This is a genomic window from Roseovarius salinarum (assembly GCF_002834145.1).
GTDB lineage: Bacteria > Pseudomonadota > Alphaproteobacteria > Rhodobacterales > Rhodobacteraceae > Roseovarius > Roseovarius salinarum.
In genome coordinates this window covers 1-213 of the sequence record NZ_PHNT01000012.1, presented here as the reverse complement: position 1 = coordinate 213, position 213 = coordinate 1, and the positions used below count along the sequence as shown (strand labels likewise).

Genomic DNA, 213 nt, shown 5'->3' with positions numbered 1-213 from the left:
GTGGCCGGACGCGCTCAAGCTGGAGATCCTCGGGGAAGTCGGGGTGAACGGCTGGACGGTTTCCGACGTCGCGCGGCGGCACGACATTACGCGGCAGCATCTCTATCAATGGCGGCGGGCGCTGAAGCGGAAGGGCCTCTGGCCGGCCAAAGCGCCGGCGAGGTTCGTCGAGGTGCCGACCACCGAGGCGCTGCCTGCGACCACTGCGCCGCC

Annotated in this window: 1 protein-coding gene; it reads left to right on the top strand. The window is 70.4% G+C overall.

All coding sequences use genetic code 11. The features are described from left to right. Positions 1 to 213: transposase (locus CEF10_RS11480; protein ID WP_232796487.1), on the top strand; the 213-nt coding region annotated here is incomplete at both ends.